Source organism: Variovorax sp. RKNM96 (assembly GCF_017161115.1).
Lineage (GTDB): Bacteria > Pseudomonadota > Gammaproteobacteria > Burkholderiales > Burkholderiaceae_C > Variovorax.
In genome coordinates this window covers 4404104-4423244 of record NZ_CP046508.1, presented here as the reverse complement: position 1 = coordinate 4423244, position 19141 = coordinate 4404104, and the positions used below count along the sequence as shown (strand labels likewise).

20 protein-coding genes are annotated in these 19141 nt (G+C 62.6%); 9 read left to right on the top strand and 11 right to left on the bottom strand.

Going from position 1 to position 19141, the window contains the following annotated elements:
• The first annotated feature begins 84 nt into the window (after positions 1-84).
• Positions 85-1494, top strand: a complete 1410-nt coding sequence (locus GNX71_RS20365; RefSeq protein WP_206173985.1) for a DUF2130 domain-containing protein — start codon at positions 85-87, stop codon at positions 1492-1494.
• A 25-nt stretch (positions 1495-1519) separates the two neighbouring features.
• On the opposite strand, the gene GNX71_RS20360 is transcribed toward GNX71_RS20365, so the two are convergent.
• On the bottom strand, positions 1520-2374 hold the full coding sequence (locus GNX71_RS20360) for a phytanoyl-CoA dioxygenase family protein (RefSeq protein WP_241026995.1): 855 nt from the start codon (positions 2372-2374) through the stop codon (positions 1520-1522).
• Between the two features lie 36 nt (positions 2375-2410).
• On the opposite strand from GNX71_RS20360, the gene GNX71_RS20355 reads away from it, so the two are divergent.
• Positions 2411-2794, top strand: coding sequence for a hypothetical protein (locus GNX71_RS20355; RefSeq protein WP_206173984.1), 384 nt, complete (start codon positions 2411-2413; stop codon positions 2792-2794).
• Between the two features lie 73 nt (positions 2795-2867).
• Here the strand turns inward: GNX71_RS20355 and GNX71_RS20350 are convergent, their stop codons facing one another.
• The gene (locus GNX71_RS20350) at positions 2868-3650 is read right to left on the bottom strand and encodes an ATP-grasp domain-containing protein (RefSeq protein ID WP_206173983.1); all 783 of its coding nucleotides are present in this window, start codon (positions 3648-3650) and stop codon (positions 2868-2870) included.
• Between the two features lie 27 nt (positions 3651-3677).
• Positions 3678-4106 carry a VOC family protein gene (locus tag GNX71_RS20345; protein ID WP_206173982.1) on the bottom strand — a complete coding sequence of 143 codons (429 nt, stop codon included), beginning with the start codon at positions 4104-4106 and terminating at the stop codon, positions 3678-3680.
• Positions 4107-4222: 116 nt separating this feature from the next.
• Here GNX71_RS20345 and GNX71_RS20340 point away from each other — a divergent pair, with 116 nt between their 5' ends.
• Positions 4223-4768, top strand: a complete 546-nt coding sequence (locus GNX71_RS20340; protein WP_206173981.1) for a 2OG-Fe(II) oxygenase — start codon at positions 4223-4225, stop codon at positions 4766-4768.
• Positions 4769-4891: 123 nt separating this feature from the next.
• Here the strand turns inward: GNX71_RS20340 and GNX71_RS20335 are convergent, their stop codons facing one another.
• Complete coding sequence (locus GNX71_RS20335; RefSeq protein ID WP_206173980.1) at positions 4892-5278, bottom strand: VOC family protein; 387 nt, start codon at positions 5276-5278, stop codon at positions 4892-4894.
• A gap of 177 nt (positions 5279-5455) precedes the next feature.
• The gene (locus GNX71_RS20330) at positions 5456-6937 is read right to left on the bottom strand and encodes an HD domain-containing phosphohydrolase (protein WP_206173979.1); all 1482 of its coding nucleotides are present in this window, start codon (positions 6935-6937) and stop codon (positions 5456-5458) included.
• 189 nt (positions 6938-7126) lie between these two features.
• Between GNX71_RS20330 and GNX71_RS20325 the strand changes: the two genes are divergently transcribed.
• Entirely contained in the window at positions 7127-7711 is a 585-nt protein-coding gene (locus GNX71_RS20325; protein WP_206173978.1) for a DUF308 domain-containing protein, read from the top strand.
• 120 nt (positions 7712-7831) lie between these two features.
• On the opposite strand, the gene GNX71_RS20320 is transcribed toward GNX71_RS20325, so the two are convergent.
• The gene (locus GNX71_RS20320; RefSeq protein ID WP_206173977.1) at positions 7832-9955 is read right to left on the bottom strand and encodes an ATP-binding protein; all 2124 of its coding nucleotides are present in this window, start codon (positions 9953-9955) and stop codon (positions 7832-7834) included.
• 111 nt (positions 9956-10066) lie between these two features.
• A complete protein-coding gene (locus GNX71_RS20315) occupies positions 10067-10339 on the bottom strand; it encodes a hypothetical protein (RefSeq protein ID WP_206173976.1) in 273 nt (90 codons plus the stop codon).
• A gap of 302 nt (positions 10340-10641) precedes the next feature.
• On the opposite strand from GNX71_RS20315, the gene GNX71_RS20310 reads away from it, so the two are divergent.
• A complete protein-coding gene (locus GNX71_RS20310) occupies positions 10642-11157 on the top strand; it encodes a DUF1579 domain-containing protein (RefSeq protein WP_206173975.1) in 516 nt (171 codons plus the stop codon).
• Between the two features lie 38 nt (positions 11158-11195).
• Here the strand turns inward: GNX71_RS20310 and GNX71_RS20305 are convergent, their stop codons facing one another.
• A complete protein-coding gene (locus GNX71_RS20305; RefSeq protein WP_206173974.1) occupies positions 11196-11552 on the bottom strand; it encodes a nuclear transport factor 2 family protein in 357 nt (118 codons plus the stop codon).
• Positions 11553-11801: 249 nt separating this feature from the next.
• Between GNX71_RS20305 and GNX71_RS20300 the strand changes: the two genes are divergently transcribed.
• Positions 11802-12794: an OmpA family protein gene (locus GNX71_RS20300; protein WP_206173973.1), complete on the top strand. Its 993-nt coding sequence runs from the start codon at positions 11802-11804 to the stop codon at positions 12792-12794.
• Between the two features lie 16 nt (positions 12795-12810).
• Here the strand turns inward: GNX71_RS20300 and GNX71_RS20295 are convergent, their stop codons facing one another.
• Positions 12811-13452, bottom strand: a complete 642-nt coding sequence (locus tag GNX71_RS20295) for a hypothetical protein (RefSeq protein ID WP_206173972.1) — start codon at positions 13450-13452, stop codon at positions 12811-12813.
• 46 nt (positions 13453-13498) lie between these two features.
• Positions 13499-13993: an Lrp/AsnC family transcriptional regulator gene (locus GNX71_RS20290; protein ID WP_200861435.1), complete on the bottom strand. Its 495-nt coding sequence runs from the start codon at positions 13991-13993 to the stop codon at positions 13499-13501.
• Positions 13994-14058: 65 nt separating this feature from the next.
• On the opposite strand from GNX71_RS20290, the gene ilvB reads away from it, so the two are divergent.
• Positions 14059-15846, top strand: coding sequence for a biosynthetic-type acetolactate synthase large subunit (gene ilvB, locus GNX71_RS20285; protein WP_206173971.1), 1788 nt, complete (start codon positions 14059-14061; stop codon positions 15844-15846).
• 147 nt (positions 15847-15993) lie between these two features.
• On the opposite strand, the gene GNX71_RS20280 is transcribed toward ilvB, so the two are convergent.
• A complete protein-coding gene (locus GNX71_RS20280) occupies positions 15994-17553 on the bottom strand; it encodes a cation:proton antiporter (protein ID WP_206173970.1) in 1560 nt (519 codons plus the stop codon).
• Positions 17554-17666: 113 nt separating this feature from the next.
• Between GNX71_RS20280 and GNX71_RS20275 the strand changes: the two genes are divergently transcribed.
• Complete coding sequence (locus GNX71_RS20275) at positions 17667-18245, top strand: TetR/AcrR family transcriptional regulator (RefSeq protein WP_206173969.1); 579 nt, start codon at positions 17667-17669, stop codon at positions 18243-18245.
• Between the two features lie 91 nt (positions 18246-18336).
• Entirely contained in the window at positions 18337-19077 is a 741-nt protein-coding gene (locus tag GNX71_RS20270) for a 3-oxoacyl-ACP reductase family protein (RefSeq protein ID WP_206173968.1), read from the top strand.
• Positions 19078-19141 lie beyond the last annotated feature (64 nt).

Here is a 19141-nt window from a genome sequence, read left to right as displayed (position 1 = left end):
GATTCGGCCCTACAGCAATCAAGGTACACCGCATGAGGCGAATCGAGACCCCCCGAAGCATCGTCATGCGGCAAGTAATCAGTCATGCATGAAATCATCTGCCCGCACTGCGGGAAGGCCTTCAAGATCGACGAGGCCGGGTACGCCGACATCCTGAAGCAGGTTCGCGACAGCGAGTTCGACAAGCAGTTGCACGAGCGGCTTGAGCTGGCCGCGCAGGACAAGCGCAATGCCGTCGAACTCGCCCAGGCCAAGGCGGCCGGCGAGTTGCAGACGGCTGCCGCTGCGAAGGATGCAGAGATCCAGAAACTCAAGGCCAGCCTCGATGCCGGCGAGGTCGCGCGAAGGCTCGCCGTGAGCGAGGCCTTGAGCGCGGTGGAAAAGGAACGCGACGCGCTCGCGAACGAACTCGAGCAGGCCAAGCAGGACAAGCGAACCGCCGCCGAACTGGCCCAGGCGAAGCACGCGAGCGAACTGGAGCGTGGCGCCGCCGCCAAGGACGCGGAGATCCAGGCCCTGAAAGCCAAGCTCGACGCGATCGAGGTGGCGCAGCGGCTCGCGGTCACCGAGGCGGTGAGTGCGGTCGAGAAGGAGCGCGACGAACTCAAGAGCGGCCTTGGGCGAGCCGAGCTTGAAAAGCAGCTCGCCGAGAAGTCGCTCAAGGACAAGTACGAGACGCAGATCAAGGACCGCGACGACGCGATCGAGCGCCTGCGGGACATGAAGGCTCGCCTGTCCACCAAGATGGTGGGCGAGACCCTCGAGCAGCACTGCGAGACCGAGTTCAACCGCATCCGCGCGATGGCGTTTCCGAGGGCGTATTTCGAGAAGGACAACGACGCGCGCACCGGCAGCAAGGGCGACTACGTCTTTCGCGACGCGGACGAGGCGGGCACCGAGATCGTCTCGATCATGTTCGAGATGAAGAACGAGAGCGATCGCACCGCCACGAAGAACAGGAACGAAGATTTCCTGAGGGAGCTCGACAAGGACCGCATCGAGAAGGGCTGCGAATATGCGGTGCTGGTCTCCCTGCTGGAGCCCGACAGCGAGCTCTACAACACCGGCATCGTCGACATGTTCCATCGCTACCCGAAGATGTACGTGGTGCGGCCGCAGTTCTTTCTTCCGATCATCACGCTGCTGCGCAACGCGGCGATGAACTCGCTCAAGTACAAGTCGGAGCTTGCACTCGTCAAGGCGCAGAACATCGACGTGACCAGGTTCGAGACTCAACTCGAAACCTTCAAGGCCGCGTTCGCAAGGAATTACGACCTTGCCGTCGGGCACTTCCAGAAAGCGATCGCGGAGATCGACAAATCGATCGAACATCTGCAAAAGACGAAGGAGGCGCTGCTCAGCACGGATCGCAACCTTCGTCTTGCGAACGACAAGGCGCAGGACGTGACGATCAAGAAGCTGACGCGGGGCAACCCGACGATGGCAGCCAAGTTCACCGAGCTCAAGAAGGATGGCTCTTCGGATGCGGAATGAGCCCTGTCATCCGCGCACGGTGATTTCAGGTGCCTTTGGAGAAGAAGCAGCGAGCCGTCGCCATCATCCGCACGTTCTTCGTTGCGTTGACCGAAGGCGTGTGCAAGAGACGCAGGTCCATCAGGAAGACATCGCCTGCGCGCCCGGACATCTCGACGATGCCGATGCCCAGCTGCTGAAGACTGCGATCCATGTTGTCCCCGGGCGTCTTCAGCACTTCCCGGAGCCGCGAGGCCGAAGCTTGCCCCGGCGTGTCGACGCGATGTGATCCGGCCAGCGCCAGGGTTGCGCCGCCGCCGGGTGCCACGTCGTCGATCAGGAAAAAGGCCTGCACGCCCGGCAGCGGGTCCTGCGGCCTGGCCGCGATGTCGACATGCCAGTTCAATCCCGCGAGCGTCGAAGCGCCTTGGCTGGGCGGAGACAGCAGCAGTTGAGTGTCCTGAATGGCAGAGGGCGCGCGCCCGCCAAGTCGCGCGACGTGTTCGATGAGGTCAGGCGTCACCAGCGCCTCGTGCAAGCCCGGAACCTTCACGAGTGCTGACAGCTTTCCGATCTGCTGAAAGAGGGGGAGTCGCTGCAGCGAACCCGGCAGGCTCTTTCCTCCGGGCAAGGCCTTCAGCCGCTTGAGTTCGTCGAGCAGCTTCTGCTTGACGCCGGCCACCTGCTTCTTCGGGTGGAAGCCTTCCAGCCGTAGATAGCCTTTGTCGATGAAGAGGTCGGTTGGGGATGATTTCATTGCTTGAAGCTGCGGCGGTTCGTCGATGAAGTTCGAAGCAGGTGGAAGCGAAGATGCGAATGCGAGGAGGGGGCAACGGTAGCCTGTACAGCGCGCGGCTACCATCGGCAACAGACAGCCATGAACGGATTTTCTTCGCATCATGGTCCGTCGCTCCAGCTATCCACTTCACCTCAGGCAATGACCCGAACTCACTGGATCGTCGCTGCAATCATCTGGGTCTGCGCCGTGCTCCTGGCATTCGCTCACAGAGACGAGCTTGCGGCGAGCACCGTCGGCACCCTTGCCCTTTTGGCGCTGTTCGCACCCGCAGCCATCGCCTTGTACGCGTTGGTGCATGTGCTGGGCGAAGGCGCTTTGCTTCTGCTGTTTCTGAGCGCCTTCAAGGTGGTTACCTTGGGACTGGTCCGAACGGATTTCGGCGAAACAGGCCTGACCTTTCCTTGGTACGGATTCGCGCGCGCCGACGATGGCGCGCTGGTGGCTTCCGAAGCCGCAATGACGCTCATCGCCATTGCGGCTTACGCAGTTGCGGGTTTCATTGGGTACCTCTTCTTCGTCTGATCTATCGCGCACGGGTCGTCGTTCCAGATGCCGGCTCAAAGATGACCGCATCGTGCCGCAGGGACCTCAGGCGTTAGGGCTCGTGATCCAGATCCGGCGAAGACACGGGCTTCCGAGTCGCAAGCAATTCAGCCCATCGCACGAACAAGACCTCGGCATATGGAATAGCGGCGACCTTATACGCGCCCAACGAATAGCCATCGTTTGCTTCGATCAACGCCGTCTGTCCATCCTTCAGCACCCCGAAATCGATTCCGTACGCGGCGGGTGCCTCGCCGCTTGCGCGGTAGGCCTTCACCGCATCTGCAATCGTTCTGTCGCAGGGGCGGACATTCTCGTCTCCGCCGTAGTGATCCAGTCCGACTACATCTGCGCCGACGACGTAGGCACGAAACTCGGACTGCCACTGCACGACTTGCGAGCACCAGACTTTTTGGCGTCGCGATGCATTGCCCATGAAGTACAGATCGGATGGGCTTTCGATCACTCGGCCGGTAAAGTTCTTGAGCCGCTCTGCGGGCTTGATGAATACCGGCTCCTCGCTGCCTGCAGAAACCCGCTGTTCAACTTCGCCGAGAGTGCTCAGCCAGATCTCGCGATGAAGCAGGTGGGTCAGCACCTTGGGGTAGTCGTTCGGTAGCGGGATCGGTATGCCCAACTGCTTCATCGCGCCGTGCATCGACGGCGTCGCACCCATGATGAAGCTGTGCTCATCCAAAGGCAGATCGCGCCGGTCAATGCGCTTTCGCGTGTAGGGCTGCGCGGGTATTCCGCGCTGCTCCAGGACTTGGCAAACGAGGCGCTCCTCGAATTCGAGTTCACCCTGGCGTTTTTCGACAAAGGCAGTGTTGAACATGGGCTGGCGTTTTGGCGCGCCTTGTTCTCAGAACGCGATCCGCACCGAGGTCGCACTCCGCTCTGCCTCGCCATGAAACACCGCTTCGATGTTGTTGCCATCCGGGTCCAGCACAAACGCCGCGTAGTAGCCGGGGTGGTAGGGGCGTTCGCCCGGCGCGCCGTTGTTCGTTCCGCCGTGCGTCAACGCGGCCTTGTGGAAGGCATCGACCATAGCCCGGTTTTGCGCCTGGAATGCGATGTGATGACGTCCGGTCAACTGGCCCTGAACCTCCTCGCTGCCGGGCGTCGAAACGAACAGTTCATCGGCCCAGATGTTGTGCGCGTCGGAGCCGCCCATGGGGATCTTCAGCACGTCGAAGACGGCCGCGTAGAAGGCCTTGCTGGCAGCCAAGTCGCGAACGACCAGCCCGATGTGATCGATCAAACGGCCGCGATGCAGTTCTTGTTTCGTCATGAGGGGCTCCTGGCGGTTGAGGTCGGAGCGATGGAATTTATCAGGAGCCTCCTCATGGTCAGGATCGAACATCCCCTGTGGCAGGATGCCGCCTTGCAGCAACCAAGGCGCATCGGATGAAGCGGATCGAAATCTCCAACGCAATCTTCCTGATCGACGAGTTCATCGACCCGGCCGAATGCGAGGCATTGGTGCAACGTGCAGAGCAGCGCGGATTCGAGCCGGCGCCGATCATCACGGCAACGGGCACACGAATCGACACCGAGACTCGGGACAACGACCGACACGTCTTTGAAGATTCGACGCTCGCAGAATCGTTGTGGCTGCGCGCACGAGGGCTGATGCCCACCGAGATGAGCGGCCGCAAGGCGGTGGGGCTGAACGAACGGTTTCGCCTCTACCGCTATCGCCCGGGGCAACGCTTCAAATGGCATTCGGACGCGCCATTCCATCGGCCGAACGGAGAGATCAGCCTCCTGACATTCATCGTCTACCTGAACGCCGGCTATGAAGGCGGAGCGACCCGGTTTGAAGACGTCAGGGTCGTAGGCGAGTTGGGTCAAGCACTGGTTTTTGCGCATGGCCTCGTTCACGAAGGCGCCGAAGTCTCGAAAGGCATCAAATACGCATTGCGGTCCGATGTCATGTACGGTCCTCGCTGACCATCTGTATTGCCCCGCTCTCGACCGCGCAGTAGTGGCGCGCGACCGGGGGCGGCGTGGGCGTCATTGTGTTCAGCTGGCGCAAAACTGCAGCGGCTACGGACGCCGTCCGAAGCCTTGCCGCTACCCCTCTGCGATGTCCTCGTGAATGCAGAGATAGTTGCCTTCAGTGTCCTTGAACCACGCTGCCTTCTCCGAGCCGAGCACGCAGACGTGGTCGACGGTTTTCAGCTCGGGGTAGTCGTAGTCCTCGAACACCACGCCGGCGCGCTTCAGGTTCGCGATGCTGGCGGCGATGTCGTCGACCCGGAAGCTGATCGCCGTGTGGTCGGCCTTGGTTCCCTCCGGTTTGGGGAACAGCGACAGCGTGCTGCCGCCCACCGCGTAGACGAACTTGCCGTCGGGCCGCAGGCCCCCGGGTTTCAGGCCGAGGCAACCCTCGTAGAAGGCGCGGGCGCGGTCCATGTCCTTGACGGGGAGCATGGTCGTGACAGACGAGTCGGACAACATGGGAGGTCCTTTCGTACAAGTCGGCACAGCGGTGGTTGCTGGGGCCATCACCTTGGCTGGTCGGCCGGAAATCAGCTTACGCCGACAACGGCAGCTGCGCCATATGGCGAACCGCACCGGTTGCAGGACCGACGACCGATCGGCCTTCCTGCACCGGCTATCGGCCGGAGCCCACCCTCAAATCAGCCCGCGGGTCGCCGCCTTCAACGTCGCGGCCGCGCGGGTCGAGCATTCGAGCTTGAGGAACACGCGCTCGACATGCGTTCGCACCGTGCGCGGGCTGATGCCCAGTGCGCGAGCGACTTCCTTGGTGTTCTCGCCCTTGCTGATGCAGCGCAGAACCTCCAGCTCGCGCTCCGACAAAGCCTGCTCGCCACTCTTCGGCGCTACAGGCTTCGAGGGCGAGGGCGCATGCGACATCGCGCAGGCGAGCAACGCGTCGACAACGTTCTGGTCGAAGCGACCCGCCTCGACGTCTTCCTTCATGCAGCCCAGCGCCTCTGCTTCGGTGAACTCCGCCCGCCACGGACGGCGCGTGCGAAGAGAAACCCAGCGCTCGGCCGCGGCGATGAATTGCCCCTCCTGCGGCATCGCCGTGCCGGACCGGCCGCGGAAATAGCCCGAGCCATCGCGCCGCTCGAAAGCGAAGGACGCGATCTCCGCTTCGGCCGCAAGCCCGTCGATCTGCCCGGCAGCGCGCGAGGTCCAGTACGGCACGAGCCGCAGGCGCTCGAGTGACCCGGCCGGCAGCGGCTCGGGCGCGTTCCAGATCGCGTTGGGCACCGACGCCCGCCCGATGCCGTGGATCAACCCGGCCTTGTATGTGCGGTGGCACAAGGCTTCATCCAAACCAGCACGCGCGCTGCCATCGCGCGCCAGTTGGGCCACGCGGCGCGAGTAGCCCGTCATCCAGGGGAGCTTGAGATCGATCACGTCGCCCACGAGCTCCAGCCCGACGCGCTGAAGCATCGAGGCGGGCTGGTCGGCCACGTCGGTCCACGGCGGGGTGGGCGCGTCCAGCGCCTTCATCCACGTCGCGACCCACGGTGCGCTGGCGTCGACCAGCGCGCCGGGGTAGACGCTGTTCGCGCGTCCGCGAGCGAGCGCGAGCGCCTCGTCGAGCCCATAGAGGCGGCTGAAGATCTCGAGGTCGCTCGCCAGCGCCACGACGTACGTCGCGAGCGGCACGTCGTCGCCTTGCAGGAGGCCGGGCACGCCGCCACCGTCGTAGGTCTCGAAGATGGCGCGCAGCGCTGCTTCGGTATCGGCGCTCAGGCCCAGCGTGTTCGCGATGTCGCCGGCGATCTCGCAATGGATATCGGCCATGGCGAGCATCGCGCTGGGGAGGGGCGCGCTGCGAGGCTGCTGCTGCTTGGCTCGCGGCTTCTGTGATGCAAGAAGGGCTTGCCGGCCTTGCACGTCGTCATCCAGGAAATCCGCGAACTCCTGGGCATTGGCCGTGCAGCCCGACCAGCGCAGCAGCGCGACGTGCCGGGCCGCCTCGACCTGCGATGCATCGGCGCGGGCCTGCGTCGCGATCATTCCCGCGAGCCACGCGGTGCGCAGCGAATGGTCGGTCGGCTGGCCCATGCTCAGATCGCCGATGAAGGCGAGCGCACGGACAGCGTCGAAGACGGCGATGGTCGAGTCGTCGGACATGAGGGAGAGAAGAGGGGGCAGAGGCAAAAGCCCAGCATCGCACAGTCTTTCGGGGCTTGTCGGTCATTCGACCGATACCGCGGCAGGAGCGGTCCCAACAGAATTGCCTGCACCCGCCTCGCTCGAGGGGCGACGACCTTCTTGCTTCCTATTTTTTCTTTACATCTCGCGGTCTTCGCCGCCATTGCCATGTCCAACATCAACCAGTCTCCAATTCAGCGAGCCGCGTGGCTGCGCAAGCTCTACTTCATTCGCGCCGCGTTTTCCTTCGCATGGGTCGCGCTCGCCTTCACCGTCGCCAAGGGGTCACCCGTCGTCGCGAGCGGGCTGCTGATCGTCTACCCCGCGTGGGACGCGCTGGCCAACTGGGTGGACGCGCGGATGACGGGGGGCGCGAAGGCCAACCCCACGCAGGTGCTGAACTTCTGGATGAGCGCGCTGGTTACTGTGGCCGTGGCGGTTTCGCTGGGGCTCAAGCTGCAGATCATTTTGGTGATCTTCGGGGGGTGGGCGATCGTTGCCGGGCTGCTGCAGCTGGCGACTGCCATTCGTCGGCGCAAGAGCGATAAGGGGCAGTGGGTGATGATGCTGAGCGGGGCGCAGTCGGCGCTGGCTGGCGGGTTCTTTGTGGCGCAGCAGGGGAGTGCGGCGCCTGTGGTGCAGACGTTTGCGGGGTATGCGGCGGTGGGGGCTGTTTACTTTCTGATTTCGGGGCTTGTCATCTTCTTTCGGAAGTCCAGAGGTGGGGGCAGTGGGGCTTCCGCACCGGTTTGATGTACGGGGTAAGAGTGCCGATTTCATGAGCATCAAGACCGGGAGATCACGCCGTCGAGCATGCTAAGTTTTTAGCGAAAGATTCTTTCCATCCAATGCTTGATCGCCTCGTTTTTTATATCATCCGGCAGTCATTTTTCGCTCCTGCTCTCTGCTCAAATTAATGCTCAATTTGCGTCCTGCTACTTCAATATTGGTAAATTTGGAAAGAATATCGGCTGGAGAGAGCTTATCAATGGCTACAGTGACGAAGGCAAATCCTTTATTAAAACCCGCACGACGTTTATCCTCAGGGAAATCCAACGAAAGTACTGTGCATTTAGCATCTATCGCAGCATAAAGCTCCTCAGGTCCCGTTCGGTAATTAATATTTCCTACATGAAGCTGAATGCCTTGTTCTACTTCTGCGATATCTGAATTTTCAAATTCTGTTTTCTGCGAAATAGCCCTCTCTTCATCGCGATAACTTGGTTCACCCTCATGTGTCCGTTGTGCAGATGTCGCGGGATTTGCTATGACGGCAAACATTGGTACCGATCTTTTGGGAATTTTCATCTTCTTCGACATGAGCATCGCTTTGGCGTCATTCTTCGTTCGAGTGACAAAGCCCAATTTTCTAAGGGGTGTCAAAATTTCGCGAACCTGGTCGGTATCAACAATACCTAACCGATCAATAATGTCCTGCGTCGAAAACTCTTTACCTTCAAATCCAAGTGCTAGCACTGCGGTTTGACTCTCCGGTAAGTTGAATTCATCAAATAACGAAAGCCACAGCTTGACTCGTGGGTCATACATTGATCTGTGGAATAGGGTAACTGTGAAGTTGTCGTTGCTGCTCTGAATATCTGGTTCAGCTAGCGCGTTGCTTCGCATTACGTCGTAAATGCGGCGAATGCCTTCCCCCATTTCACGCACATAGCCAACCTCGCGTAGGACGCGCGCAATTAAAGGATTTCTGGATTCGTGTGCGCTCTTTAGTTGTCTGATATCGTCAAGGGAAATCGTGGAGAGGATGCGTCCCGGGCTTGCTATTTCCAATCGGTCGGTAAAAATACTAACCTCAATTCCACGTCCTTGAATGGCGTAATTGCGATGAACAATTGCATTTATTAAGGCTTCGCGACAGGCTATCTGAGGATACATATAGCTCTGTTTGAATTTTGCATTATCTGTGAGAGATGTATGCATGGTTAATGCATAACTTAATCTTTCCCACGCGCTATCTACAAGCTTAATTACGCTATCGGCAACTATATCGTCTTTGATTACATTGAAGGCCTCCCCTGATCGTCGTTCCTTGCCATCGATCGTAAATATTCGAACGAAGCAGCCCGGGTGAAATTTACGGACATCCTTCGCAAAAAGAAGGAGTGCGGCTGATTTTAATTTTAGTCCGCTAGGGGTAAATTCCGCGAGGCCTAAATGCTGCAAACATTTTTCTGCGGTAACTCCGTATGCAATTTGGTTGGAGATTTGTTGAAGCAATGGGAAATCTAAATCGTCCAACGTTGCTGAAGACTCAACCGTTCTGTCCCAAGTTCGAGATGAATGCTCAAGTCTCTCGGCTTGAATTTTCTCTGAGCCGACAGGTATAGATTCAAGATCCAAACGCTTCAGACATTTCCCGTCAGAGGTGAGGTAGGCGTACTGATCTCCTTTGGAAATTGAAAAATAGAGTACCGATTTTTCTTTAATCTCGACCAAGCTAATTTGAGGGCGTGGTAAGGGAGTGTCGGCATGAACATGGGTTTTGTAGGCATTTCTCAGAGTATCAAGCTCTTCACTGCTATGCATGAGTCCAGTTACGGTTCCGTCGTCTTCGATGCCGACATAGAGTTCCCCCCCATCTGCATTTGCAAATGCTACGAGTGTCTTTGAAATATCAGCGCAGATTTCTTTTGCTGATCTTTTCTTCTTTTCATTGGGTGGGCCCTCTATTGCGCTTTTAAATTCTCGATAATGACTTTCGCCTATTCTTGTGGCTAACTCGATGCGCTCTTGTAAAAGAAGAACTTGATCCATTTTTTTTCTTTCGGTGAGTTGAATAAGAGCCGAGGCGTGGGTCTGGCGACCGTAAGAATTTCGTTCGTTTGCATTCTGCAATATAAAAGTGAGCGATAGAGGCTCCAAGGTGCTAGTAACGCCACTTCCTTGGGGGCGTAGCAGAGCGTCGCTTTGATCTTTGGGTTGCCTTCCGATGCACGCACTTAAGACGCAGGAGTGTTCAAGAAAAAGCTCGGTCATGCGAAACATCGCTCGCAGATGAGTCTGGAGTCTGGCGACTGGAATGGTCACTTAGCGCGATGCCACTTGTGCCGTCTCTAGTCCATGCCTAGCGGTTGGAGTCCGCTTGCTTCAAGTCGGAGCCCGTCGCTCGCTCAAACACCGCTGATGCAACTCCACCGCCTGATCCACCATATCCGCCGCAAGCCAGATCACGTTCCCCAGGTGCGTCGGCCCCGCGCCATTGAACCAATCGATGCCATCGCCATAGCAGCACCACAGCAGCGACTTCAACTGCGCCAGTCTGTTCTCAAGAAGGTCTGCCGCGCTGGGCCCGTCCGTGTTGTGGGGCGAGTTGCCGCGGGAAGCCGGCGTGCGACGCTCGGCCACAGCTCGTTCAGCCATTTGTTGCACGTTCTTTCAAGGTAATGCACTACATGTGGTCGGACGATCGGGGTGTGTCAGCACTTCGGCCATCGCCTTTTGTGCCCCGCGTTCTCCATCGAATGCACATGGCACCGATAGCCGGCAAAGCGGTTCATCCGTCAAAGCGTGTTGGTGTGATGTCTTCCTTCCCCACTTCTCATCGCTGCAAATTGCCGGCGCGGAAGAGGTGCGTCGCGCATATTTGCATCATCAGGCGCGGGCAGAATCTCGGTTTTTCGCCGCGCAACTCACCGATCAGCCACTGCCTTGAAGGAAAACTCATGGGGCGCAAGGAGCTCGAAGCTTCTCTGACTGATGGTGTGCATGCGCAGTTGGCGCGCATGTCGGGGCAGTGGGAGGGGCGCTTTCGCCTCTGGTTCGAGCCTGGCAAGCCGGCTGACGAATCGGTGCAGCGGGGCAGTATCCGCATGCTGTTGGGCGGTCGCGTGCTGTTGCATGAATACACCGGCCGCTGTGCCGGCGAGCCTGTGGAAGGCGTGGCGCTGATCGCCTACCACCTGGACGAGCGCCGTTACGAATCGGCCTGGGCCGAGAGTTTCGGCACCGGCAGTTCCATCATGTTCAGCATCGGCGTCAGCGGCGACCCGCGCCTGTCGATGCTGGGCAGCTACAGCGATGGACAAGGCGGCTCGCGCTGGGGCTGGCGCACGGCCATCGAGCAGCCTGACGATGACACCCTCGGCCTGCGCATGTACAACATCACCCCCGCGGGCGAGGAGGCTCTGGCCGTCGAAATGAACTACCGCCGCATGCCGCCCGAGGCGGGCAGTGCGTGAGGCTCTTGCCGCCGGGCACGGAGCGCAACCGCTCCGCTTTACAGAGGCGCCTCGATGACGAAGGCGTGCAGCCCGGCCATCCTGCCATCGCGAAAGCGCCAGACGTCGCAGTAGGCGTGACGCGTGTCTTTGCCCGATTTGTCCTTCAGCGTGATCTCGCCGAGGGCGGTCACGAAGTCATCCTCGGCGATCAGCTGATGGACTTCGAACTTGGGTGGCTCGGTGTAGGCAGTCGCCATCCACTCGCGGACGGCTTCCTTGCCGCTGAGCGTGCGGTCGCCCACGAAGGTCCATTCCGTGTCCTCGGTGCAGAGCGCGAGGAACCCTTCGTAGTCGCCCTTGATGATGGCCGCGTTGGCCTTCTCCAGAATCGCTTTGTGTGTCGCTGCTGACATGCGGAATCTCCTGTATGGGCTCGTACAGGCGACCGCGGGATCGCGTGATTCAGCACGCGATGCACCGGCGCCCTGCGAGTAAGTAAGCGCCCTCCGGCCTCACGCCTTTGTCAGCCGCCGCCGCGTCCTGCCCGCAGAGCCAGTGCCTCGGTCAGCTGAGTTGCCCACGGCATAGGCCGTCCGTCGAATGCACAACGGCCCGTGCCCGTCCTAGCATCCCGAGCGTCGCCGCTCCTTTCGACACCTCCGATGAAACAGCTCGCCTTCTTCGCTGCAACGGCCGCGCTTTGCACGGCCGCCTTCGCCGCCGCGCCGCCCGAGAAAGACCACCCCCTCGTCGGCCGCTACGAAGGCGCGGTGCTCGACGGCACCAAGGTCACGGCCTACGACGAGGTCGGTCTCATCAAGGAGCCGTTCCAGAACTGGGGCGGTGGCAAGCCCGATCTGCTCAAGCTCGAGGGCAAGATCTCGCTCTATCACTACAAGCTGCCGGCCGGCCGTTCGCTGCTCGAAGTGCAGCGCAACTACGAGGCGAGCCTGAAGGCCAAGGGCTTCGACGTGCTCTTCACCTGCGGCACCGCCAACGCCACCTGCTACCAGAAGCGCCCCAACAGCGTGGACACGAACACGCCCTATGACTTTGCGCTCGCGTTCGACGACCCCGAGTGGCCGCGCTTGGGCAAAAGCGGTGACTATGTGCGCAACTATTTTTCGGTGAGCGGGCGTTACCTGCTCGCGAAGAAGACCGGCCTCACCGGCACCGTGTACGCCAGCATCGCGCTGGCCGAGCACAACGCCGATGTCGGCAACCACGCCTTCGTGCGCGTGGTGGAAGCCAAGGCGATGGAGGGCGACAAGATCGTGTTCGTCGACGCCTCGGCCATGCAGAAGAGCCTGGCCGAGACGGGGCGCATCAATCTCTACGGCATCCTGTTCGATCTGGACAAGGACGTGATCCGCCCCGAGTCGCAACCTACGCTCGACGAGATGACCAAGCTCATGCGCAACAACCCGCCGCTCAAGCTCTCGGTGGTGGGGCACACCGATGCGCAGGGCGAAGCGAAGCACAACGACGATCTCTCCAAGCGCCGCGCGGTCGCGGTGATCGGCGTGCTGGTGAAGGCGGGCGTGGACCCGCGCCGCTTCACCACGCGCGGTGCCGGTGCGGCCGAGCCGGTGGCGCCGAATGACAACGAGGCGGGGCGCGCGAAGAACCGGCGGGTGGAGCTGATCCGGCTCTGATCCGGTTGGAATGGGCTCAGCCCTTCAACACCGCGAACTTTGTGGACCAGTTGCCCGGCGCGGTATCGACCAGCGCGTTCAGGTGCGCCTGCAGGCGGCCGGCGATGTCTGTCAGCGTCGTGCCCTCGGCCAGCGGTTCGTTGCCGCTGATGACATCGATCCATTCGTCGGCGTCTTCGGTTCCAGCTTCTTCCGGCACCTCCCATCCGCCCGCTGCGCCGAGCAGATAGCGCAGGTGGTACTCGATGCCGAAGCCGGGCTCGACCGTGCCTTCGCGGCGCACGCGCGCGAGGCTTGCGATGGCCGCGGCCAGCGACTCGGTGCTGAAGGTGCGGCTTTCCTCTTTGGTCGCAAGCTCGGAGCCTTCGACGGCGTAGCCCGCGAGCTCGCGCCAGTAGGCCTCGTCGTGCGTGCCGTCGCGCTGCGTCATGTGCTGGCTCGCGAAGCGCGCCGCGAGGTCGATGTCGGCGATCAGGGGCGATAGCACCAGGTCGCTGCTGAAGTCGAAGCCGAAGAAGTACATGGTGCCGTCGAGCGTCACCGCCTCGATGGCGCCGACGTGGCCCTTGCGTCCGGCAAGGGGCAGGGGAACGGCGGGGCCGGTCTCGACGGTGGCGGCCGGGGCCGGCGGCTTTTTCTTCTTGAAGAAATCGAACATCCGAAGATCCTTTGGGGGAGTTCAGGTCAACGCGATGCTCGCATCTTCAGATGACGGGCACGCTGGTTTCCTTGAGCACCCGCAGCACGAAGTGCGATTTGCTGTGGCGAATGCCGGGGATCTTGTAGAGCTTTTCGCGCAGCAGCCGCTCGTAGTCGCGGGTGTCGCGCACCGCGATGCGGATGTAGTAGTCGTAGTCGCCCGAGACGAGGTACGCCTCCTGGATCTCGGGAATGGTCGCGAGCACGCGGCCGAAGTCGTAGAGCGTCTCGTCGGTGTGGCTCTCGAGCGTGACCTGCACGATCACCGAGTCGTGATAGCCGAGCTTGGCCGGATCGACGTCGACGGTGTAGCGCTTGATGACGCCTTGCGCCTCGAGCTTCTTGATGCGCGTCCAGCAACTGGTGGGCGAGAGGCCGACCTCGTTGCCGATTTCCTGCAGGGTCTTGCGCGAGTCGAGCAGCAGCACGCGGAGGATGGCCATGTCGATCTTGTCGAAAGATCCTTCTTCGGAAGTCGATGTTTTCCGATTGGTTTTCATAAATTGGACCCAATGAGCCAAAAGAAAGAAGCAAATTCTGCCTGAGGAACGGAAGAATTGACGGCATGAGATTGCTCGACATACCCCTCACGTCTTCCTTGTCCCTTCACCCCGAAGCCGCGCCGCGTGTGCGCAACGGGGCGGAGGCCCTGCTCGATACGCTGGTGGAGTGCGGCGTCGACACCATCTTCGGCTACCCCGGCGGCGCCGCACTGCCGCTGTACGACGCGCTGCACGGCGAGCCGCGGCTGCGCCATGTGCTGGTGCGCCACGAGCAGGCCGCGGTGCATGCGGCCGAGGGCTATGCGCGCAGCACGGGGCGTGTCGGCGTGGTGCTGGTCACCTCGGGGCCGGGCGTGGGCAACACGATCACGGGCCTCCTCGATGCGATGAGCGATTCGGTGCCGGTGCTGTGCATCAGCGGGCAGGTGGCCACGGCGGTCATCGGCACGCAGGCCTTCCAGGAAAGCGATGCGCTGGGCATGTCGCGCTCGGTGACCAAGTGGAACCAGCAGGTGCGCGCGGCCGACGACGTGCCGGCGCTGGTGCGGCGCGCGCTCGAAATTGCATCGACGGGCCGACCGGGTCCGGTGCTGCTCGATGTGCCGAAGGACATCCAGCTGATGCGCCTGGGTCATGGCGCGGCCCCCACGCCGCTGCGCCCGCTGCGGGCGAGCAGGGCGGCGCTGCCGCCGAAGGCGATGCTGCAGCGCGCGGCCGACCTGCTCTCGACCGCGCGGCGCCCGGTGCTCTATGGCGGCGGCGGGCTCATCAACTCGGGGCCGGCTGCCTGCGAAGCCTTCACGCAACTGGTGAACCGCCTGCACGCGCCCTGCACGCTGACGCTGATGGGGCTCGGCGCCTTCCCTGCGTCCGACCCGAAGTTCATCGGCATGCTGGGCATGCACGGCAACCTGGAAGCGAACCTCGCGATGCACGAGGCCGACTTGGTGGTGTGCGTCGGCGCGCGCTTCGACGACCGCGTGACCGGCAAGCTCGACGAGTTCTGCCCGCATGCGAGAAAGATCCACATCGACATCGACCCGACGAGCATCAACAAGGTCGTGCAGGTCGATGTGCCGATGGTGGGCGACTGCGCGGCGATCCTCGATGCGGTGCTGGCGCTGCTGCCCGCCGAGGGCTTTGCGCCCGAGCGGCTGGCGCCGTGGTGGGAGCGCATCGAGCGCTGGCGCGCGGAAGATTGCCTGAAGTTCGAGCCGCGCGCGGATGCGATCCTGCCGCAGCAGCTCGTGTCGTCGCTGCAGCAGGCCATCGGCCGCAGCGGGCGCGATGCGATCGTCTCGACCGACGTGGGCCAGCACCAGATGTGGGCCGCGCAGTACCTGCGCTTCGACAGCCCGCGGCATTGGCTCACCTCGGGCGGCGCGGGCACGATGGGCTACGGCCTGCCCGCCGCCATCGGCGCGCAGATCGGCCACCCCGATGCGCTTTGCGTGTGCGTGAGCGGCGATGCGTCGGTGCTCATGAACATCCAGGAGCTTTCAACGGCGGTGCAGCACCGCACGCCGGTGAAGCTGGTGCTGTGCAACAACGGCTACATGGGCATGGTGCGGCAGTGGCAGGAGCTGAATCACGGCAACCGGCTGAGCCACAGCTGGAACGAGGCGCTGCCGGATTTCGTGGCGCTGTCGAAGGCCTTTGGATGGGGGGCTCGGCGGGTGTCGGACCCAGCCGAACTCGAAGCGGCGCTGGCCGAATGTCTCGCGAGCGAAGGACCGTTCTTTCTCGACGTGCAGGTCGCGGCGCAGGAGAACTGCTTTCCGATGATGCCGTCGGGGCATGGGCATCATCGGGTGATGTTGGCGAAGGATCGGTGGTACGAGGAGGCGTGATGCCCGGCTTTTCTCCCTCCCCTTCCGGGGGAGGGCAGGGGTGGGGGCAAGCGGCGTTCGATATGGCGCGGCGATGAATTGAACGCCGTCGTGCCCCCATCCCAACCTTCCCCCGGAAGGGGAAGGAGCAAGAGAGGGGCGCAAGCGCTACACGCTCTGCAGCCGCACATCGTTGGCAGGAATCGCATTGAGCTCCGCCCAGTCCATCTCCTCCTCGAGCCGATGGTAGGTGTCGTCCTCGATCTGCCCGCTCTCGCGCAGCGCATCGAGCGCCTGGCGCTGTGCGCGGATCGCCGTGGCGCGCAGCCGGTCGTGCGCGGTCTGGGCCTGCGGCTGACGCTCGTCGGCGGCGATGGTGCGTGCGGCGCGGTATTCGTCGCGCACGGCGTTGGCTTCGCCGCCGCGCTCCGCTTCGAGTGCTGAGAGCGCCGCATCCATCATCGCGATGCGCGCGAGCGAGACTTCCTTGTCCTGCGATTCGTCGGGCTCGATCTTCAGTGCCTTGATGAGCGGCCCGATCGTGAAGCCCTGGATCACCAGCGTGCCGAGCACCACCGCGAACGCGCTCAGCACGATGAGGTCGCGCCCCGGAAAATCCGCCGGCAGCGCAAAGGCCGTGGCCATGGTGACCAGGCCGCGCATGCCGGACCATCCGACGAGAAAGCCGATGCGCTTCGACGGAATCGAGATGCCCTTGGGCTTCAGGCCCAGCCGGTGCTTCACGGTGCGCATCACCGCCCCATAGAACATCACCCACGCGACCCGAACGGCAATGACCAGCGCGAGCACGAGGCCCGCGAACTGCAGCGCATGCGTGAGCGCGGGGCCGGAGAGCCGGTCGAGGATGCCGCGCGCCTGCAGCCCCATCAGGAAGAACGCGAGCACATTGAGCGTGAACACCACCGCACCCCACACCGCATACGATTGCACGCGGTCCCGCGGCGCACTGCGGCCCGGCGCGTACTGGCCCAGCGTCATGCCGAAGGCGACCACCGAGATGATCGGCGACAGGTGCAGCCGCTCGGCCACGATCCATGCGGCGAAGGTCATCACGAACTGGAAGATGATGGCCGAGCGCGTGCCAGCAAAGATCGGCCCGACCACGTGCAGGTTGATCTTGGCGAGCAAGATGCCCACCAGGGCGCCACCCGGCACCGCGACCAGCAGCATCGGCAGCGAACTCGCAATCGGCTGGTGCGCGGCGCCCGCCGCCGACACCGCGACGCCGAACACCAGCAACGCGACCGCATCGTTGAGCAGGCTCTCGCCGTTGATGAGCGACAGCGTGCGCCGTGGAATGCGGAACTGCTGCATCACCGCCGCCGCGGCCACCGCATCGGGCGGCGCGACGATGGCGCCGAGCGTGATGGCCGCGGCAATCGGCAGCTCCGCGAAGGCCCAGCCGGCCCATGCGACCACGGCGGTGGTCAAGAGCACCGCCACCAGCACCAGCGAGACCAGCGGCATCCAGTTGTGCCGCAGTTCGCGCGGGGAGGTGTCGAAGGCCGAGTCGAGGAGGGCGGGTGCGATGAAGAGGGCGAGCGCGAGGTGCGGATCGAAGTGGATGTGCGGCACCCACGGCATCGCACCGAGCCCGACGCCGGCCAGCGCCAGCAGCGAGGGGTAGGGCAGTGCGAGGCGGCGCGAGACCAGCAGGAGCAGGCACGCCGCGACCAGCATGAGAAGGACGTTTTCGAAGATGTCCACGAGGGCTCCTCAGGTCTTCATGTTGTTTGGCGAATACTAAGAGGAGCTGCGGGTCGAAGGGGATATCGATCAGTTCAGGACAATGCAGTCCGGAATTATCTATACTCCGCGCCATGGCCCGACCCAAAGCATTCGACCGCGAGACTGCCCTGCAGGGCGCGATCCCCGTGTTCTCCGACCTCGGCTACGACGGCACCTCCACCGAGGTGCTGCTCAAGGCCATGGGCATCAGCCGCCAGAGCATGTACGACACCTTCGGCGACAAGCGAAAGCTGTACCTCGAGGCGCTGCAGTACTACGTCGCCGGCAGCGTGGCCGAGCAGATCCGTGTGCTCAACGGTGCGAGTTCGCCGCTGAAGGGCATCGAGGCGATGTTGAACGCGATGGCAGCCAAGCCGAGCACCGATGCGGAGCCTGGCTGCCTCGGCATCGGGGCCATTTGCGAGTTTGGCCGCTCGGATGCGGAGGTGTCGCTGCTCACGGACACGGCGGGCCGCACCTTGCTCTCGGCCATCGAGCGACGCATCACCGAGGCGAAGGCGGCGGGAGAGATCGGCAAGGCGGTGGACACGCGGGATGCCGCGCAGTTCGTGTCGGCCACGCTCTCGGGGCTGAAGATCGCGGCGCGCGGTGGCGCCTCGGCCGAGACGCTGCGCGGCGTGGTGAAGGTGGCTGTCCGAAGCCTGAAGTAGGCGGCGGGCAGACAGATCAAGGAGCGCCCTTCCCGGCGCATTTTTTTGGCTCTATTCCGGATCGATCAATCCGTTAAAAAGGAAAAACATCATGTCTGAAGCATTGAGCGGCAAGGCCGCATTGGTCACTGGCGGCTCTCGCGGTATTGGCGCGGCCATCGTGCGTCGCTTGGCGAGCGATGGCGCGGCGGTTGCGTTCACCTATGCGGCATCGGACGAAAAGGCGAAGGCGCTGGCGGACGAGATCGCATCGCAAGGCGGCAAGGCACTGGCCATCAAGGCCGACAGCGCCGACGCGGAAGCGGTGCAGCAGGCAGTGTCGCAAACGGTGGAAGCCTTCGGTCGCCTCGACGTGCTCGTCAACAGCGCGGGCATTTTGATTCCTGGCATGGTCGACGGCTACGCGCTGGCCGACTTCGATCGCATGGTGGCCGTCAACGTGCGCGCCGTGTTCGTTGCGACGCAGGCCGCGGTGCCGCACATGGGCGAGGGCGGGCGCGTCATCACCATCGGCAGCGTGACGGCGGATCGCAGCGGGTTCCCGGGCTCGTCGGTCTACAGCATGACCAAGGGCGCGGTGGCTTCGCTCACGCGGGGCCTGGCGCGCGACCTGGGCCCGCGCGGCATCACGGTGAACGTGGTGCAGCCGGGGCCGACCGACACCGACATGTCGCCACAGGGCGAGATCGGCGAACGCGTGCGGTCGCTGATCGCCCTGGGGCGCATGGGAAAGGGCAGCGAGATCGCCAGCCTCGTGGCTTATCTCGCGGGGCCCGATGCGGGCTTCGTGACGGGCGCGGCACTCACCGCGGACGGTGGCTACCTCGCCTGAACGTGCATCGGGCCATTCACTCGATCAGGAGCGATCAGGACTTGATGAACGCCAGCAGGTCGGC

What these genes read in the sequence shown, in the direction of transcription:
- GNX71_RS20305 (WP_206173974.1), bottom strand. Translation starts at nt 11,552, where the DNA reads ATGTCAGCAGCGACACACAAAGCGATTCTGGAGAAGGCCAACGCGGCC.
- GNX71_RS20325 (WP_206173978.1), top strand. Translation starts at nt 7,127, where the DNA reads ATGTCCAACATCAACCAGTCTCCAATTCAGCGAGCCGCGTGGCTGCGC.
- GNX71_RS20320 (WP_206173977.1), bottom strand. Translation starts at nt 9,955, where the DNA reads ATGACCGAGCTTTTTCTTGAACACTCCTGCGTCTTAAGTGCGTGCATC.
- GNX71_RS20315 (WP_206173976.1), bottom strand. Translation starts at nt 10,339, where the DNA reads ATGGCTGAACGAGCTGTGGCCGAGCGTCGCACGCCGGCTTCCCGCGGC.
- GNX71_RS20365 (WP_206173985.1), top strand. Translation starts at nt 85, where the DNA reads ATGCATGAAATCATCTGCCCGCACTGCGGGAAGGCCTTCAAGATCGAC.
- GNX71_RS20345 (WP_206173982.1), bottom strand. Translation starts at nt 4,106, where the DNA reads ATGACGAAACAAGAACTGCATCGCGGCCGTTTGATCGATCACATCGGG.
- GNX71_RS20290 (WP_200861435.1), bottom strand. Translation starts at nt 13,993, where the DNA reads ATGAAAACCAATCGGAAAACATCGACTTCCGAAGAAGGATCTTTCGAC.
- GNX71_RS20340 (WP_206173981.1), top strand. Translation starts at nt 4,223, where the DNA reads ATGAAGCGGATCGAAATCTCCAACGCAATCTTCCTGATCGACGAGTTC.
- GNX71_RS20360 (WP_241026995.1), bottom strand. Translation starts at nt 2,374, where the DNA reads ATGATGCGAAGAAAATCCGTTCATGGCTGTCTGTTGCCGATGGTAGCC.
- GNX71_RS20355 (WP_206173984.1), top strand. Translation starts at nt 2,411, where the DNA reads ATGACCCGAACTCACTGGATCGTCGCTGCAATCATCTGGGTCTGCGCC.
- GNX71_RS20270 (WP_206173968.1), top strand. Translation starts at nt 18,337, where the DNA reads ATGTCTGAAGCATTGAGCGGCAAGGCCGCATTGGTCACTGGCGGCTCT.
- GNX71_RS20295 (WP_206173972.1), bottom strand. Translation starts at nt 13,452, where the DNA reads ATGTTCGATTTCTTCAAGAAGAAAAAGCCGCCGGCCCCGGCCGCCACC.
- ilvB (WP_206173971.1), top strand. Translation starts at nt 14,059, where the DNA reads ATGAGATTGCTCGACATACCCCTCACGTCTTCCTTGTCCCTTCACCCC.
- GNX71_RS20330 (WP_206173979.1), bottom strand. Translation starts at nt 6,937, where the DNA reads ATGTCCGACGACTCGACCATCGCCGTCTTCGACGCTGTCCGTGCGCTC.
- GNX71_RS20310 (WP_206173975.1), top strand. Translation starts at nt 10,642, where the DNA reads ATGGGGCGCAAGGAGCTCGAAGCTTCTCTGACTGATGGTGTGCATGCG.
- GNX71_RS20350 (WP_206173983.1), bottom strand. Translation starts at nt 3,650, where the DNA reads ATGTTCAACACTGCCTTTGTCGAAAAACGCCAGGGTGAACTCGAATTC.
- GNX71_RS20300 (WP_206173973.1), top strand. Translation starts at nt 11,802, where the DNA reads ATGAAACAGCTCGCCTTCTTCGCTGCAACGGCCGCGCTTTGCACGGCC.
- GNX71_RS20275 (WP_206173969.1), top strand. Translation starts at nt 17,667, where the DNA reads ATGGCCCGACCCAAAGCATTCGACCGCGAGACTGCCCTGCAGGGCGCG.
- GNX71_RS20335 (WP_206173980.1), bottom strand. Translation starts at nt 5,278, where the DNA reads ATGTTGTCCGACTCGTCTGTCACGACCATGCTCCCCGTCAAGGACATG.